15 protein-coding genes and 1 pseudogene are annotated in these 14,286 nt (G+C 61.2%); 8 read left to right on the top strand and 8 right to left on the bottom strand.

All coding sequences use genetic code 11. The annotated features are described in order from the left end of the window. Nucleotides 1–38 precede the first annotated feature (38 nt). A complete protein-coding gene (locus QEO92_RS04035) occupies nucleotides 39–674 on the top strand; it encodes an outer membrane protein (protein WP_037157567.1) in 636 nt (211 codons plus the stop codon). Nucleotides 675–937: 263 nt separating this feature from the next. Beyond that, nucleotides 938–1,102: a hypothetical protein gene (locus tag QEO92_RS04030; RefSeq protein ID WP_227702249.1), complete on the top strand. Its 165-nt coding sequence runs from the start codon at nucleotides 938–940 to the stop codon at nucleotides 1,100–1,102. Nucleotides 1,103–1,324: 222 nt separating this feature from the next. On the opposite strand, the gene QEO92_RS04025 is transcribed toward QEO92_RS04030, so the two are convergent. Continuing rightward, entirely contained in the window at nucleotides 1,325–2,086 is a 762-nt protein-coding gene (locus QEO92_RS04025) for an SDR family NAD(P)-dependent oxidoreductase (protein ID WP_227702248.1), read from the bottom strand. 158 nt (nucleotides 2,087–2,244) lie between these two features. Here QEO92_RS04025 and QEO92_RS04020 point away from each other — a divergent pair, with 158 nt between their 5' ends. The 3 genes and pseudogenes from QEO92_RS04020 to QEO92_RS04010 all read left to right on the top strand — a co-directional run. Next, a complete protein-coding gene (locus QEO92_RS04020; protein WP_227702247.1) occupies nucleotides 2,245–2,856 on the top strand; it encodes a TetR/AcrR family transcriptional regulator in 612 nt (203 codons plus the stop codon). A gap of 187 nt (nucleotides 2,857–3,043) precedes the next feature. Continuing rightward, nucleotides 3,044–3,340, top strand: a complete 297-nt coding sequence (locus QEO92_RS04015; RefSeq protein WP_227702246.1) for a hypothetical protein — start codon at nucleotides 3,044–3,046, stop codon at nucleotides 3,338–3,340. A 522-nt stretch (nucleotides 3,341–3,862) separates the two neighbouring features. Then, a pseudogene (locus QEO92_RS04010) lies at nucleotides 3,863–4,249 on the top strand (GNAT family N-acetyltransferase); the annotation flags it as partial. A gap of 82 nt (nucleotides 4,250–4,331) precedes the next feature. Here QEO92_RS04010 and QEO92_RS04005 read toward each other — a convergent pair. The 5 genes from QEO92_RS04005 to QEO92_RS03985 form a co-directional block, all read right to left on the bottom strand. Further along, the gene (locus QEO92_RS04005; RefSeq protein WP_037157581.1) at nucleotides 4,332–4,532 is read right to left on the bottom strand and encodes a heavy-metal-associated domain-containing protein; all 201 of its coding nucleotides are present in this window, start codon (nucleotides 4,530–4,532) and stop codon (nucleotides 4,332–4,334) included. 57 nt (nucleotides 4,533–4,589) lie between these two features. Continuing rightward, a complete protein-coding gene (gene cueR / locus QEO92_RS04000; RefSeq protein WP_037157584.1) occupies nucleotides 4,590–5,021 on the bottom strand; it encodes a Cu(I)-responsive transcriptional regulator in 432 nt (143 codons plus the stop codon). Next, a complete protein-coding gene (locus tag QEO92_RS03995; RefSeq protein WP_227702245.1) occupies nucleotides 5,018–7,435 on the bottom strand; it encodes a heavy metal translocating P-type ATPase in 2,418 nt (805 codons plus the stop codon). Before QEO92_RS03995 ends, cueR begins: the two co-directional genes overlap by 4 nt. 186 nt (nucleotides 7,436–7,621) lie before the next feature. Next, a complete protein-coding gene (locus QEO92_RS03990) occupies nucleotides 7,622–8,725 on the bottom strand; it encodes a helix-turn-helix transcriptional regulator (protein WP_227702244.1) in 1,104 nt (367 codons plus the stop codon). A 174-nt stretch (nucleotides 8,726–8,899) separates the two neighbouring features. Continuing rightward, complete coding sequence (locus QEO92_RS03985; RefSeq protein WP_227702243.1) at nucleotides 8,900–9,361, bottom strand: YcgN family cysteine cluster protein; 462 nt, start codon at nucleotides 9,359–9,361, stop codon at nucleotides 8,900–8,902. Nucleotides 9,362–9,540: 179 nt separating this feature from the next. Between QEO92_RS03985 and QEO92_RS03980 the strand changes: the two genes are divergently transcribed. Further along, nucleotides 9,541–11,778, top strand: coding sequence for a transglycosylase domain-containing protein (locus QEO92_RS03980; RefSeq protein ID WP_407720825.1), 2,238 nt, complete (start codon nucleotides 9,541–9,543; stop codon nucleotides 11,776–11,778). A 185-nt stretch (nucleotides 11,779–11,963) separates the two neighbouring features. Here QEO92_RS03980 and QEO92_RS03975 read toward each other — a convergent pair whose 3' ends face one another. Further along, nucleotides 11,964–12,353, bottom strand: coding sequence for an endonuclease domain-containing protein (locus tag QEO92_RS03975; RefSeq protein ID WP_227702242.1), 390 nt, complete (start codon nucleotides 12,351–12,353; stop codon nucleotides 11,964–11,966). Between the two features lie 331 nt (nucleotides 12,354–12,684). Between QEO92_RS03975 and QEO92_RS03970 the strand changes: the two genes are divergently transcribed. After that, nucleotides 12,685–13,272, top strand: coding sequence for a DUF1214 domain-containing protein (locus QEO92_RS03970; protein ID WP_227702241.1), 588 nt, complete (start codon nucleotides 12,685–12,687; stop codon nucleotides 13,270–13,272). Beyond that, nucleotides 13,265–13,855: a DUF1254 domain-containing protein gene (locus tag QEO92_RS03965; RefSeq protein WP_037157599.1), complete on the top strand. Its 591-nt coding sequence runs from the start codon at nucleotides 13,265–13,267 to the stop codon at nucleotides 13,853–13,855. The genes QEO92_RS03970 and QEO92_RS03965 overlap by 8 nt, the downstream gene beginning before the upstream one ends. Before the next feature lie 210 nt (nucleotides 13,856–14,065). Here QEO92_RS03965 and QEO92_RS03960 read toward each other — a convergent pair whose 3' ends face one another. After that, nucleotides 14,066–14,242, bottom strand: a complete 177-nt coding sequence (locus tag QEO92_RS03960) for a hypothetical protein (RefSeq protein ID WP_227702240.1) — start codon at nucleotides 14,240–14,242, stop codon at nucleotides 14,066–14,068. Nucleotides 14,243–14,286: the final 44 nt, after the last annotated feature.

Below are 14,286 nucleotides of genomic sequence, written 5' to 3'. Positions count from 1 at the left end.
CCATACATCATAATCATCTTCAATCGGAGGGAATATCCATGAAGGCTCTTTTCATTTTCGCAGCATCGGCCGCCATGACCGCTTCTTCCGTTGTTTTCGCAGCAGATGCGGTCGAACAGATCCCCGCCGCGCCGGAAGTGGTGGAGACGCCATCCTTCACGTGGTCCGGCCCTTATCTTGGTCTCCATGGCGGCTATGCCTGGGGTGAAGGTGACGCGACGGCAGCCGGCGGCGGCAGTAACGACAATTTCGACGGCGGGCGCTTCGGCGGCTTCGTCGGTTACAACTGGCAGTTCTCCAACGGTTTCGTGGCCGGTGTCGAAGGCGACCTGAACTACGACTGGAACGAGAACAGCTATGCGGGCGATTTCGACATGGACACCGGCTTCTCCGGTGGATTGCGCGGCCGCGTCGGTTATGCTTTCGACCGCGCATTGCTTTATGCGGCCGGCGGCTGGACGATGACCAATATCAGCGTCGAAGGGCCGGGCGTGGATGACGACGACACCCTGCATGGCTGGACGGTCGGCGCCGGTCTGGACTATGCCTTCACGGACAATTTCTTCGGCCGGGTGGAATATCGCTACAACGACTATGGCGACGGGGATCTCGGTGGCTTCGACACCGATTTCAACCAGCACATCATCAATGTCGGCATCGGCGTGAAGTTCTGAGGCCCTGGAGAACCAGCCCTCTGTCTGATTGTCATCACGAGAAAGCCGCCTGAAGGAAACTTCCGGCGGTTTATCCGGTCGGCTGAGTTTGCCGAAGCGGAAAGGGGCGCGGGCATCGGGACCGCGAACGCAGATCGTCCCGGAAGCGAAGGTCCGCCTCATCATGCCGCAGCCCTTCGCATGAATTGACGTTTGTCAAAATTTTGAAAGGCGACTACTCTACAAGCTCAGGTAGTTCATATCTGCCGTGGCGGGGCGACATCGTGCAGGAATTCATCGCGAAGAAAAACATCGAACGCTTTCGCTCGATGTTGGAAGCGGAAGTGGATGAAGGCCGGAGGCGCATGCTCGAGAAGCTGATCGAGGAAGAAGAACGCGTGCTCGACGCCATCAAATCGGCGACGCAATCTGACGGCGACCAGGACTGAGGGATTGCCTTCCTCTGTCCCGCAGATGTGGACGTTTGGTTAGAATGGCGGCACCCTGCGGTCTCACCCCGGCAGATCACGAAACCGCCCCGGTTGCCGATCCAGCATCAAAGCATAAATCCCCGCTCCGACGGCCGAAGATGTGATCCCGAACTTCATTTGAAGCTCAGGATCACACGGGTGTTCTGCCGGGTTATGTTTCGGAGTTCTCTTCCAAGATGCCTAGACTCCAATACCACCGGCTATGTTCACGGTCTCGCCGGTAATGTAGCCCGCATGTGGTCCGGCGAGGAAGCAGACGGTTTCGGCCACCTCTTCGAGGGTTGCAATGCGACGGATCGGATGCATATCAAGGATGGCGTCACGGTTCGGAAGCTCACCGGCCACATCAGCGGCCATGTCCGTGGGCATGATGCCCGGCTGAACAACGTTGACGGTGATATTGCGGGGGCCAAGATCGCGCGCAATGCCCTTGGCGTAGCCAGCGAGCGCCCACTTTGTTCCGGCATAGTCGGCGACACCCGAGAAAGGCACGACTGAGCCAAGGCGAGAGCCGATGAAGATGATCCGGCCGCCATCGGTCAATTTCGACGCCGCCGCGCGCGTGTTGGCGATCGTACCCATAACATTGACCTGCCACTGGTGATTGTATTTCTCGCCGTCAAGTTCCGGATCGTCGACAGTCTGGCCCTGGATCGCAATGCCGGCATTGTTCACAAGGATATCCAGCCTGCCGAACTCGGCAAGCACCCTGTCGATCAAAGGCCTGGCGGAGGCAAGGTCAGCCTGGTCGCTCTTTACCGCAATCGCGCGAACACCCTTTCCTCTGAGCTTCTCCACGACAGCTTCCGCCTTGTCTGCCGAGGCCGCGTAGCTGATCGCAACGTCTGCTCCGTGGTCGGCCAGCGCTTCCGCGGTCGCAGCGCCAAGGCCGCGGGAGCCGCCGGTTACGAGAGCGACCTTTCCCTTCAGTATGTTCGACATGAATACCCTTTCTAGATTTGGTCAGGGCGCCGCCCGGTTGTGATGAGCGATGGCGTCACTTTTAGTAACGTACGTTACTATAATGATCGGTATGAAATTTGACGGTCGCGGTCAAGGGGTTTAATAATGATCATTATTAAACAGGCCGGTTTGAACTGATGGGACGCCATCGCGAATTTGACGTGGACAAAGCGCTCGACGCCGTTTTGTGCGTCTTCTGGCGCAAGGGCTATGAGGGGGCATCCTACGCCGACCTGACCGCAGCCGCCGGTGTCGAGAGACCTGCCCTCTATTCGGCATTCGGCAACAAGGAAGCCCTCTTCCGCAAAGCCCTGGTGCGCTATTACGAGCGATACCTGCACTACATCCCGGCGGCGCTGGCGCTTCCGACGGCGCGAGAGGTCGCAGCGCACATTCTCTACAATGCAATCGACCTCAACACCCGTTATCCCGACCATACGGGATGTCTGGTCATCAACGGTGTCCTGGCAGGATCGGATGACGCGGAGCCTGTCCGGCAGGTGTTGATAGAGGCTCGCGTGGTCGCCGAGGCGCAGCTTCGCGAACGCTTCGAACAGGCAAAGGCCGAAGGCGACCTGCCGGAGACGGCCAGACCCGATGCCCTTGCCGCATTTCTCATGGCCGTGCTTCACGGCATGGCGGTGCAGGCCAAAGCCGGTTTCAGTCGTGAAGCGCTTGAGGCTGTCGCCGAGCAAGCGCTGTCCACGTGGCCTGCGGGCCGTTCTGCGCTATCCGGAAAGTCATCCTGACTGCCAGGCGAGATGCGCCGGTCGCCGCTTGCAGAGATTTGTGCGCCTGACGATCCAGCAAAGCCGGAGTTGTTCATCCCGATACTGGAGCGATCGCCAGGATCTTCGTTGTGTTTGCTTTCCAGCAAAGACCCTATGGAAAAAGTCGATACCGTTTCTTCTTCCGAGTAAAAACGGGTAACAGACCATGAATGACCAAGGATCAAAGCAGGACAGCGGCGCGCTCGACGCCTCCTCCGCGGATGAGAACCTGATCGTATGTACCGACTTCGCCATCAGGAAGACGGATGACCGGGGCTTTGAAGTGAGCGTCATGACCCAACGCGGGTATTATTGGGTTTCAGCCAATCACGCGGATCGTTACGATGGCGAGACACAAACGTTCGTCCTCAGCCTGATCGAAACCAACAATTTCCTGCAGCAGGTGCGAAAGGTCGGCCTGCGAACCCGATATCACGGGCCGACCCATATCGATCTTCTTTGACGCTCGTCGTGATGCCGGATGTGTCAACGGACGGCTTTGATATCGGACAATGTGGTCCGTCCGTTTTCAAGCAAGATGAATACCGGTTCCAAAGAAACCGAGTTGAGGAGCTGGAGCATGAAGAGCATTATCGCATTGACCGCCATTTGCATCGCTCTTGCCGGATGTACCCAGACGAGCCGCTATACCAGCGTGCCCGGATACGCCCATAGAACCGATCCCACCTGCAAAAGAACCCAACCACCCTCGAAATACGACCCGAAATGCGATTGCCCGGATGTGGGTTACGAGGGCTTTTCGCCTCCTGTCGCATGCGGATCCAGATAGGTGCCGGCTCCAGACGGAACGGCTCCGTCTCCTCCAATTTCTGTCTGACCATCGGGTCCTGCGAAAACCGCTTCACACTTTCCAGCCGATGCTTCTGAAGCCGGCACAGCTCGCCGCTAGGTTGACCCGATTGCGGCAAGCCCGGCATAAGAGGATATGGCAGCAAGGATTACCAGATCGACTAAGCATAGCGGCATACGGTTCGAGTGGCGCGGAACATTCGCCAACACGGAACTCAATGAACTTCATTCCGAGTGTTTCCAGCACCCTTTGACCGACGACGATTGGTGGAGCCGGCTCAATACCTTCAGTCTTGGCTGGATTTGCATGCGCATGTCGAAGCGGCTTGTCGGCTTCGTCAACGTCGCATGGGACGGTGGCGTCCATGCATTTTTGCTCGACACGATGATCACAACGGATCTGAGGCGCCGCGGCTATGCCACTGCACTCGTCGAAGAGGCAGTGAAGCACGCAAGAGCTTTACGCTGCGAATGGCTCCACGTGGACTTCGAGTCGCATCTGCGCGACTTCTATTACGGCGCCTGCAAGTTCAAGGCGACCGATGCGGGCCTTATTCGTCTTCGGTGGTTCATCTCCGGCGATCGATGTCGCTGCTGCCATGGCAGATCACCGCCCTCGCACAAGGACGGTGAAGACCGGCCGGTCACGCCGCCACGGGTTGAGGCGTATAGCCCGCTTCGCGGATCGCTTCCTCGGCCCTTGCCGCATCGCCCTCGACTGTGACTCTATGGACCGAGAGATCGATCGTCACCGCAGCATCCGGCAGGGCTTCGCCCAGCGCGCCGCGCACGGTCTTTTCGCAATGGCCGCAGGTCATGTCCGGTACGATGAAAGTCGCAATCATTTTCAAGATTCTCCTTGTTGAGATAAACGCCTTCTGCACCTTCCCACAACGGGAAGGTCAAGCGGGCTGTTTCGTCTTTTTCGACCCCGAGGATGCAGGCACGTCGCCGGCAAGGTCGTCGAGGATCGGGCAGTTGGGACGGTGGTCGCCGCCGCAGCAATGGGCCAGGTGCTTCAGCGTTTTCACCATGCCCTGCATTTCGGCGATGCGTCGTTCGAGATCGGCGATATGAGCCGTGGCGACTTCCTTGACCGCCGCGCTTTCGCGGCTCTTGTCCTGCCAGAGTTTCAGGAGCGTCTCGGTCTCTTCCAGCGAAAAGCCGAGCGAGCGCGCCCGCTTGATGAAGCGCAGGATGTGCACCTCGTCCTCGCCATAGACCCGATAATTGTTGCCGGTGCGGCCCATGGGGCGGATCAGCCCGATCTCCTCGTAATAGCGGATCATCTTGGCCGTCACGCCGGAGGCGTCGGAAGCCTGTCCGATATTCATCTCGTCTCTCCTATCTTTACCGCTTTCAGTCTCAGCGCATTGCCGAGCACGAAGACGCTCGACAGCGCCATGGCGCCGGCCGCAATCATCGGCGACAGCGTGAGCCCGAAGGTGGGATAAAGCACGCCGGCCGCGACCGGGATCAGCGCCACATTGTAGCCGAACGCCCAGAACAGGTTCTGCTTGATGTTCACCATGGTCGCGCGGCTCATGGCGATCGCCGAGACGGCGCCGGAAAGCTCGCCGCCGACCAGCACGACGTCGGCGCTTTCGATCGCCACATCCGTGCCGGTGCCGATCGCGATGCCGATATCGGCTTCCGCCAATGCCGGCGCGTCGTTGATGCCGTCACCGACGAAGGCGATCTTCCGGCCGCTTTGGCTTCGCTGGGCGCGCATCTCGTGGACCGCAGCGACCTTGCCTTCCGGCAGGACCTCGGCCACGACCCTGGTGATCCCGACCTGGCGGGCGATGGCTTCCGCCGTCCGGCGGTTGTCGCCGGTCACCATGGCCACTTCGACACCCATTTCCCGCAGCGCCCTGATCGCAGCCCGGCTTGCGGGCTTCAGGGGATCGGCAACGCCGATCACCGCGGCAAGCTTGCCGTCCACCGCGGCATAGAGCGGCGTCTTGCCCTCGTCTGCAAGGCGGCTGGCCGCTTCGGCAAATTCTTCCACCGAAAGCCCGAGCTTCTCCATGAAGCGGTCGGCGCCCACGGCGACCTTCCGGCCGTCGACCACCGCCTGAATGCCGTAGCCGGTGACGGATTCGAATTTTTCGGCCTTCGGCACGGCAATGCCCTTTGCTTCCGCCGCCTTGACAATGGCTTCCGCGATCGGGTGTTCGGACTGCGCCTCGACACTTGCCACCAGTTTCAGAACCTCGTCCCCGGCAAGGCCTTCGGTCGTGACGAGATCGGTCAGTTCCGGCCGGCCCTTGGTCACCGTGCCGGTCTTGTCGAGCACGACGAGGCTTACGTTGCGCAGTTCCTGCAGTGCCTCACCCTTGCGGAAGAGCACGCCGAATTCAGCCGCCCGGCCGCCGCCGACGACGATCGAGGTCGGCACCGCAAGCCCCATGGCGCAGGGGCAGGCGATGATCAGCACGGCAACCGCATTGATGAGCGCGTGGGTCAGCGCCGGGCTCGGGCCGTAGAAGGCCCAGACGGCGAAGGTGAGGATCGCGAACGCGATCACCACGGGCACGAACCAGGCGGTGATCTTGTCGACCAGGGTCTGGATCGGCAGTTTCGCCCCTTGCGCCTGCTCCACCATGCGGATGATCTGGGCCAGCATCGTGTCGCGGCCGACCTTGTCGGCGCGGAAGCGGAAGGAACCCGTCTTGTTGATGGTACCGCCGACCACGGTCGCGCCGGCCGCCTTTTCCACCGGCAGCGGCTCGCCGGAAATCATCGATTCATCGACATTGGAAGTGCCGTCGATCACCGTGCCGTCGACCGGAATGCGCTCGCCGGGGCGGATGACGACGATATCGCCCGCCACCACCTCGCCGGCCGCGATATCGACCGTCTTTCCATCGCGCTCGACGCGGGCGGTCTTGGCCTGCAGACCGGCAAGCTTCTTGATCGCCTCGCCGGTGCGACCGGCGGCGCGAGCCTCCAAGAGCCGGCCAAACAGGATGAGCGTCACGATCGCCGTTGCCGCCTCGTAATAGACGAAGCGGGCGCTTTCGGGCAGCAGGTCCGGCGCAAAGGTCGTCACCAGCGAATAGCCATAGGCCGCGAGCACGCCGACGGCGACCAGCGAGTTCATCTCCGGCGCGCCGCGCAGGAGCGCCGGAAGCCCGAGCCTGAGGAAGCGGAAGCCCGGCCAGAAGATCACCGCCGTCGCGGCCAGGAAATAGAGGTAGTAGAGATTCTGGGTGTCGATGACGCCCATCAGCCAGTGATGGAACGGATCATAGAAATGGCTGCCCATCTCCAGCACGAAAAGCGGCAGCGTCAGTACGAAGGCGATCGCAAGGTCGCGTTTGAGCTTCCCCTCCTCACCCTGGTGCATGTGCGCATGGTCGTGTCCGCCGGCATGGGCGGCATGATCCGCCTGGTCCCGACCCGAAGGGTCAGGGCCCGCATGGTCATGATGATGACCATGCCCTGCATGCCCCGCGGGTATTGCAGCCGGCAGCATTCCGGCCTCGCGGAGCGCATGATCCATGGCGCCCGGCGGGATTTCGTACCCGACCTTTTTGATCGCTTTTTCAAGCTCTTCGGGCAAAAAGCCGTCCGCCGATTCCACCGTCAGCTTCTTCGTCGCGAAGTTGACCGCGCTCTTGTCGATACCCGGCACCTTGGCGGCCGCATTTTCCACCCGGCGCACGCATGACGCGCAGGTCATGCCCTCGACCGGGATGGTGAAGGGTTCGCGAAAACGGTTCGGGTTTACGGTCTGGTTCATCACTGGATCCCTGGGAGCGGTTTCTCTCATTCCCGCCCTATGTGGAGCTTCCCATCATGGGAAGGTCAAGGGGTGATGATGCGGATTTTTTGGCCTCGTCAGAGCAGGAATTCGTCACCGTTTCCGTGGCCGGCCGCCAGACGCGGACGGATGCCCTGGGGGACCGTTGCTAGAGAGAGAGAGACGTTATTCGTCCTGGTCGCCACGCTCTCCGATGCCGAAGACCGGCGCGCTCAATCCCGCGAGCAGGAGCACCAGTTCCGCCTGCCTCGTGGTGCCGGTCTTGCTCATGATCCGCTTCAGGTGCGAGCGGACGGTTTCGAGCGAAACGCCGAGCGACGCGGCCACCGTTTCGGGCGTCTGGGCCATCGCAATGCCGCGCGCCACGCGGGCTTCGGCCGGCGTCAGGTCGAAGAGACCGCAGAGAACCCGCATATCCGGTGAGCCGACCTTTCCCACCTCGGTCACCGCCAGAACCGCCATGGAACGGGAGAAGATGTCACGCGCCGCGCGGCGGATCGGCAGGAGATGCAGGATCAGCGCCGGCGCCCCGTCGCGCGCCATCATCGGCAGCGACTGCACCGTCGGCACGGCTTGAGCCCTGTAGCGCTTTATCGCATCGTCCAGCAGCGCATTGGCGCCGGCCCCCTCCAGGATCAGCCGGTCGGCGGCGCCGGTGCGGATGCGGGGAGCGAGCGCCTCCATCTCGGGATTCATGGCGATCGCCCGGCCTTCATCGCCAATCACCGTTGCCGGCAGGCCGAGCATGGAAAGCGTCTCGGTCATCGAACGTGCCGCGTTGAAGGAAAGGCGCGACGAAAGATAGGCGGCCCGGGCGATATCCGGCTTCAGAAGATTGAGCCGGGCAAGCTCCTCATCGGCAAAATGCTCGCGTCCATGGCCGCGCATGAGGATGATGGCGATCGTATGCCCGGTCGGCTCCTGGAATACGCAGCCGGCTTCCCATTTCACGCCGTGAGGTTCGAGAAAGGTGGGACGGATGAGATCTTGCGCGTATTCCTCCTTCGTCAGGATGTCGATATCACGGCCGAAGGAGAAGGGAGAGCGCTCCAGTGCCCTGGCCGCCCTGGTATTGTTCAACCGGTGTTCGCTCCTGGCGAACTCGGCATAGATTTCCGCGACATTGGGCGTCGTGACGAAGCGATGGCTGCCCTGGCTGTCCACGGTGAAAATGGAGGAACTGTCCGCCGCAACCACCGAGGCCAGATGTTCACAGGCCTCCGTCCAAAGCTCAGGGACGAGGGCTGCCTCATAGAGGCGATCTGCCAATGTACCTTCTGCCTTCATCAAACTGCCATCGAATGGTTGAACTGACGGGGATCAGGTTTAACCTCCGCGGGCGGGAAGGTACATTCGCAAAATTACGTAAGTAAGAACTCGCCTTTTGAATATATTTCGAATTTTACCTACCCGGCCGGCAGATAATTCTCGACGACGTGGTTCTCAGCCGTTTCCACCCACCGTCAGCGGCCAGTCGACCAGATAGTCCTCGAAGTCGTCGACATCGACATCGGCCTCGCTGACCGTTCGGCCGCGGGCGGATATGCCGGCGAGATGCACGGTCTCCGGATCGCCGGAGACGAGCGGGTGCCACCAGTAGAGGTCCTCGCCGTCACGCACCAGCCGGTAGCCGCAGGTGGGCGGCAGCCAGGCGATATCATCGACCGTCTCGGGCGTCAGCCGGATGCAATCCGGCACCGTCGCCTGCCGGTTGTCGTAGTCCTTGCAGCGACAGCTCGTCCCGTCGAGCAGCCGGCATGCCACCGAGGTGAAGACCACGTCCCCCGTGTCCCAGTCCTCGAGCTTGTTGAGACAACAGAGCCCGCAGCCGTCGCAGAGGCTTTCCCATTCCTCCCCGCTCAGCTCGTCGAGCCGCTTCGTCTTCCAGAAAGGTTCTTCCGTCATATCACTTTCGCGGCAGCATGGAACAAATCGCCCCTCCTGCCCTTTACTTGTTGCGATTTGGCTATCGCGCTTAAACCATTTGTCAGCTATTGCTGAATAACGGTGAGAGCTCATGCCTTTGATCCCTTCATGGGGCGGCGTCAAGCACATCTCATTGAAAACGGGCGGGGGAATCCACGGTGCAGGACGAACTGCAGGACGAGCCAAAGTCACCCGACGACAGGCCGCGCAGAAAGCGCCACTTCCTGCTGCGCATCGATTCCTGGATCGATTCCACCGTCTGGAATCTCGGTTTCACGCTCGGTGAAATCTGGGAAGAGATCACCATCTTCTCCCGCAAATTCCGCGTCCGCGGCTTCAAACGCATCGGCTTCGAGCTTGCCGGCGAGGCGATGACGCTCGGCACCGCCGGTTTTGTCGTTCTGCTGGCGCTGGCGCAACCCGCATTCGAGGAAACCAAGGAAGATTGGCGAAATCGCGGCGATTTCGCCGTCACCTTCCTCGACCGCTACGGCAATACCATCGGCCACCGCGGCATCATCCATGAGGATTCCGTCCCGATCGACGAGCTGCCCGACCATCTCATCAAGGCCGTGCTCGCAACCGAGGACCGCCGCTTCTTCGACCATTTCGGCATCGATTTCATCGGGCTCACCCGCGCGCTCAGCGAAAACGCCAAGGCCGGCGGCGTCGTGCAGGGCGGTTCGACCATCACCCAGCAGCTCGCAAAGAACCTCTTCCTCACCAACGAGCGCTCCATCGAGCGCAAGATCAAGGAAGCCTTCCTGGCGCTCTGGCTGGAGGCGAACCTGTCCAAGAAGGAAATCCTGTCGCTCTATCTCGACCGGGCCTATATGGGCGGCGGCACGTTCGGAGCGGCAGCGGCGGCGCAATTCTATTTCGGCAAGAACATCACGGAAGTGAACCTCGCCGAATCCGCCATGCTCGCCGGCCTCTTCAAGGCACCGGCGAAATATGCGCCGCATGTCAATCTGCCGGCCGCCCGCGGTCGCGCCAACGAGGTGCTCTCCAATCTCGTTCAGAGCGGGCTGATGAGCGAGGGCCAGGTAATCGCCGCGCGGCGCAACCCGGCCACTGTGGTCGACCGGGCGGACGTCAAGGCGCCCGATTATTTCCTCGACTGGGCCTTCGACGAGGTGCAGCGGCTCGCGAAGGATGGCAAGTTCCGCGAGCATTCCGTTATCGTGCGCACGACGATCGACACCGGCCTGCAGCAGGCGGCGGAATCCGCCATGGAAACCAGCCTGCGCGAATATGGCGAGAGCTATAAGGCGAAGCAGGGCGCTCTGGTGATGATCGAGAACGGCGGGGCCGTGCGCGCCATGGTCGGCGGACGCGACTATGGCGAGAGCCAGTTCAACCGCGCCACCCGGGCACTTCGCCAGCCGGGCTCCTCCTTCAAGCTCTATACCTATTCCACCGCCATGGAGAACGGCTTCACGCCGGAATCGGTCATCTCGGATGCGCCGATCACCTGGCGCGGCTGGTCGCCCCAGAACTACGGCCGGTCCTACAAGGGCAAGGTGACGCTGCTCACCGCCATGGCCCAGTCGTACAACACCGTGCCGGTCCGGCTCGCCAAGGATTATCTCGGCACGGAAGCGATCGTTGCGACCGCCAAGAAGATGGGCATCGAGACCCCGCTCAGAACCGACAAGACCATCCCGCTCGGCACGTCGGAAGTCACCGTGCTCGACCAGGCGACGGCCTATGCCGTGATGCCGGCAGGGGGCATGCAATCACGCCGCCACGGCATCGGGCAGGTGCTCGGCTATGACGGCGACGTGCTATACGATTTCAACCGCGACGAACCGCCGGCCAGCCGCGTGCTTTCGGAACAGGCGACCTCGTCCATGAACCGCATCCTGACGCAGATCCCGGTGATCGGCACGGCCCGCCGGGCGGCCCTTGACGGCGGCATCGTGACCGGCGGCAAGACCGGCACCTCGCAGAGCTACCGCGATGCCTGGTTCATCGGCTTCACCGGCAATTACACGACCGCCGTCTGGTACGGAAACGACGATTTCACGCCGATGCACAACATGACGGGCGGCTCGCTGCCGGCCATGACCTTCAAGACGCTGATGGACTATGCCCATCAGGGCATCGAGCTCAGGGCCATTCCCGGCATCGAAAACCCGCTGCCGACCGGCGGCCACAAGGGTACGGAAGTGGCAAAGAAAGATGGCGAGCCCGGCCTTGTGCTCGTGCGGCCACGCTCGCTCTCGGCCGAATCCACCCGCATCCTCAGGCAGATCGGCGAAAACCTGAAGAAGGCCGGCCCGCTCGCACCGGCGGGCACCAAGGTGGCCGATGCCGGGGGCGCGGTCGGTGAAACGGAACCGGCAAAGGGCGCGCCGGTCATAACGCCGGTCAGCGGAGACCTGCGGCGGTAGTTTCAGGCGGCGTTTCTGGAGAGGAATATCCCCTCACTTGCGATTTCTAACACTTAGCTTTCAGCTAAGATGTTGAAATCGCTTTCTCTCCCACCAAGGGAGAGATAGAGATGCCGCGCTGCCGCGGGCTTACCTCTCCCTTGGTGGGAGAGGTTACAAAATCAGCATCTTAGCGAAGCTAAGTGCTAGATTTTGTTGGTGAGGGGGTCCGCAAACAACTCGTATTCTCCAGTATTCAACTCCGCCAGAATCGTCAGAACTGTGCCATCGAGATTCTTCACTACGTCATCGCTCCAGAAGCGCAGGACACGAAAGCCCTGAGATTGGAAGAAGGCGTCACGGACTTCATCCGATTTGCTCTCGGCATGCTGGGCTCCATCGACTTCGATGATCAGCCGTGCTTCGAAGCAGACGAAATCGAGGATATAGCTTCGAAGCGGCACTTGCCGGCGAAATTTGAAGCCCTCCAGTTTCCGATCACGGATCGCCTGCCAGAGCATGTTCTCCGCTCTCGTCGAATCCATCCGCATATCGCGAGCGCGGCGTCGATTGATCGGCGGCGGTTCATGGCGCATATCCTCCCCCAGTTGTCGGAATGATAGCACCGATCCCCTCACTTGCAATTTCTGACACTTAGCCTTTGCTAAGATGTCAAAATTACTTTCTCTCCCACAAGGGAGAGATACCGATGCCGCGAGCACGACGTTCTACCTCTCCCCTTGTGGGAGAGGTTACAAAATCAGCATCTTGAGCCAAAGCCTAAGTGCTAGATTTTGTTGGTGAGGGAGTCTCAAGAGAGGCAATCATGGCAATTGCGCTCACTAAACTGCCTCCCCCGCCCATTCCTTCCCGCCAGAATCAATGCTAACCCTCTGATGCAGCTATTCCGAGGGCCAAAGCAAACCCGTGTTCCGTGTTCCCTTCCTCATCGCGATCGCACTTGCCATCGCCTTCGGCGGCGGGATCTGGTCCACTCTCATGGCGCTTGACGCGACCGTAGGCTTCGGCGCCATCAAGCTCGGGCCCTGGGAAGCCTTTCCGGAGGTGCAGACCGCCAAGGCGGACCCCTACGCGAAATCACACCGGGCGAATGCCGGCAAGCTCATCTATGCCAGCGCCGAAGGCCTCGTCTTCACCGCCGCCACAGACGAGACGGGCGCCCGGCTTTCCGGGAACTGCTCTTACCGTCTGACCGGCCATACGCCGCCGGCGCGTTTCTGGACACTGTTTGCCAGCGCTCCCGGCGCCGCCCCGCCGTCCGCCCGTTCCGACCTGCCGAGGGCGCTCAATTCCCGCATCGTGCTGCGCGACGAGGACGGCAGCTTCGATATCGCCATTTCCTCGACCGCCAGGCCCGGAAACTGGCTCGCCGTGCCGGCCGCCGGCTCGTTCCGGCTGACGCTGACGCTCTTCGATACGCCGACGGCCGGCAGTTCCGGCCTCATCGACCTGACCATGCCGCGGCTGGAAAAGATCGGGTGTGGCAATGCTTAGACCCCGGTCGCGATTTGCGCTGCAGATCCTTTTCGCCGTCGTGACCGGCCTCATCGGCGCAGCACTCCTGCATCTCGTCATCGTGCTACTGCTGCCGGAATTCAGCGAGCGGGACGCCTATACCCGCATTCTGGCGGAAGGCGATATCCACCGCTTTCACCGCCTCGGCGAACGACCGGACCGGGCGGGGCTTTCCAAGGACGATCCATTCGTGGAAGCTGCCGTGTGCGCTTTCGATGTCGGGAGCGGCCCCGTGCGGCTGACGGCTCAAAATGGCGGCGTGCCCTTCTGGTCGCTTGCCGTCTACGACCAGTCGTCCAACGAGGTCTTCAGCATCAACGACCGAACATCGGCCGGCGGCATGCTGGACGTGGTGATCGCCACGCCGGTGCAGATCACCACGCTGCGCAAATCGCTGCCGCAGGCGGTCTCGCAGTCGATCCTGGTGGAAACCCAGCAAGCGGAAGGTTATGTCATTCTCAGAAGCCTCGCGCCGCAGGCAAGCTTTGCGGATATCGCCTCGCAATTTCTGACCCAGGCAACCTGCGCGCCCTTCGAGTGGCGTTCCAGAAGCCGGTTCTGACGGTATTGAGTGAAAGGTAAGGACTTGAGCTGCTGGCAAAGAGCGGCAACATCCCCTTCGTCATGCTCGGGCCTGTCCCGAGCATCTAACCACGGCTACGATTTTAAATCTAATTAACAGATTGGTTAGGTGAGCAGATCCTCGGCACAAGGCCGAGGATGACGCCGCGTATGCCGGAAGGTTTGTCGTCAAATAAACCGGGAACTCGATCTATTCGGCATGAACGGCGTGGTTTTCGGCCTTGCGGTCTCCCCGGTCATCGAAGCGCTCATAACGCACCCCGGTGAACAGCAAGAGCCGGCCGGCATCATCTTCCTCGCCGATCCTGATCTGTGGTCGGCGGGTATTCTCGCTCCGCCATCTGTTCAGCACTACGATCTCTGCCATGCTCGTCTCCGTTTTCAGGAATTCGAGACGGATGAAGACGGACC

It is taken from the genome of Neorhizobium petrolearium, from assembly GCF_029854435.1.
GTDB classification, from domain to species: Bacteria; Pseudomonadota; Alphaproteobacteria; order Rhizobiales; family Rhizobiaceae; genus Neorhizobium; species Neorhizobium petrolearium.
This window is presented reverse-complemented; position numbering and strand designations above follow the sequence as displayed.